The sequence below is a fragment of the Phormidesmis priestleyi BC1401 genome (assembly GCF_001650195.1).
In the GTDB taxonomy this organism is placed as follows: Bacteria; Cyanobacteriota; Cyanobacteriia; order Leptolyngbyales; family Leptolyngbyaceae; genus Phormidesmis_A; species Phormidesmis_A priestleyi_B.
This window is the reverse complement of sequence record NZ_LXYR01000151.1, coordinates 1-1,736: the sequence shown is the minus strand read 5'-3', so window position 1 is coordinate 1,736 and position 1,736 is coordinate 1. Positions and strand designations below refer to the sequence as shown.

The 1,736-nt window shown below is 50.4% G+C and carries 4 protein-coding genes; all 4 read left to right on the top strand.

The features are described from left to right. On the top strand, positions 1–245 hold a 245-nt coding region (locus tag A8707_RS26105; RefSeq protein WP_331711751.1), incomplete at its 5' end, for an NblA/ycf18 family protein. Between the two features lie 70 nt (positions 246–315). Next, positions 316–492: a chlorophyll a/b-binding protein gene (locus A8707_RS26100; protein WP_068820365.1), complete on the top strand. Its 177-nt coding sequence runs from the start codon at positions 316–318 to the stop codon at positions 490–492. 105 nt (positions 493–597) lie between these two features. Further along, positions 598–1,008: a hypothetical protein gene (locus A8707_RS26095; protein WP_156518906.1), complete on the top strand. Its 411-nt coding sequence runs from the start codon at positions 598–600 to the stop codon at positions 1,006–1,008. A gap of 71 nt (positions 1,009–1,079) precedes the next feature. Further along, positions 1,080–1,442, top strand: a complete 363-nt coding sequence (locus A8707_RS26090; RefSeq protein ID WP_068820362.1) for a rhodanese-like domain-containing protein — start codon at positions 1,080–1,082, stop codon at positions 1,440–1,442. Positions 1,443–1,736: the final 294 nt, after the last annotated feature.

The following is a 1,736-nucleotide window of genomic DNA, read 5'->3' as shown; positions in this document are numbered from 1 at the left end:
AAACCTTTGTTCACGGCTTTATCTCCTTGAGGGCGCAAGTGATCGTTATGGATCAAGTCACCGAACTCACTTTAGAGCAAGCCTTCAGCCTCAGACGTTTTGCCGATCAGGTAGAGCAGATGTCTCACGAGCAGGCTCAAGTGCTTCTCATCGAACACTACCGTCAGATGCTACTGCGGGAAACGCTCTATCAGGATCTGCTGAAACACGAATGGCAATTGGATGCAGGCTTTGCCTCGCTTTAAAACTGGAAAGCAGGTCTGACGTCTTATCGTTGCCGCAATCGTTCCCATCACCCAATTTGGAGCAAAGAGTATGGCAAGTTCGACCAAAGTTTCCGTTCCGACCACCGATCGCAATGCGTGGGTTTGGGGTTTTACGCCCCAAGCTGAAGCCTGGAATGGTCGGTTAGCAATGTTGGGCTTCGTGTCTGTTGTTCTCATCGAAGTGTTCTCAAGCCAGGGCGTTCTGCACTTCTGGGGGCTGCTGTAAGTCAGCCATCCTGGTTGAACGTTGCAATGTGATCCAGTTTGGCAACCATCAAGCCTTGTCATCGCCAACGCTTTCTAGCAACTTTCTACCTTACCAAGGACTGTTATGACTACTCTTTCAAGTCTCAAGAACTACCGCCCAGTGCAATCTAACGGGATCATTTTCTCCTTCAATCAGCTTACCAAGCGCTTAGCTCGTACGCTCCTAATGGCTTTGCTAGTGGGCTTGCTTTGGTTCCCAGGCTTACTTTTTAAGCCAGCGCTGGCAATGCCGCTTCCTGCTGCAACGGTTTCTGAAACGATGCCTCCACAGGCAGTCAAAGTTTCCCCTGAAGACGCTCGCATCAGTGCTCTCATCGCCTGTTTACCAACGGTACTGAGTCAACCGAGCCTCAAGCGGACTCTCAGTGAAATGGGCAACGATCAGCTTGAGCGCGTACTTAACCTCAAGGCTGACCCTAAATTGAGCGAAGCCGAAGTCTCTCTAGCAAGCTGCCTGAGCCGTCAAGCCTCCTGAATTTCGACTCTACTTTGTTTTGTCCGTAGCCCTATAACGTTCAGACGGCGATCTCTATCCCTGGTGAAATCATGACCAAATTTTTTCCACTCATTCCTACCCCCGGTGCCATGCAGTCCAAAGCCAATGTCGCTGCGCTCAAAGAGCGCTTAGATTGGGGTGAACCTGCTTTAACCATTATTGATGTGAGCGATCTGGATACGTTCAACGCCAGCCACATCATGGGAGCGATTGCCATGCCGCTGGGTGAGCTAGTCTCTCGTGCGCGTGCTGCGCTTGAAACAAACCGTGATATCTACGTCTATGGTCAGACGGCTGAGCAAACAGCGGCGGCGGCATCGCAACTGCGGGCAGCAGGGTATCAAAATATTGCTGAACTCATGGGTGGTCTGGCAGCCTGGAAAGGGTCTGAGTACCCCATTGAAGGGCTTTAACGCTTCAAGTTTGATGTTATTTGTGCCCCGCAATGAGTGATCTAACTCAGCTCCTATTGACTCACGTTGGGTGAGCGATGGGAGCTTTTTTGATGCTGGATCGGTTAACGCTATTGGCGCTGAACCTGCATAAAGGCTGCTTCTTGCAAGTTTGGTGGAGAGGCTTGACTTGAGCAGAAACGAATTGCACGCCGACATAAGGGCAAAAAAGTGCAAGATGGGTTGAAAAGCTATATTGGACTGAGTTTCAGAGAACTCACGAAAGAAAGCTTCAAGCTTGAGGAATTCTGCGGG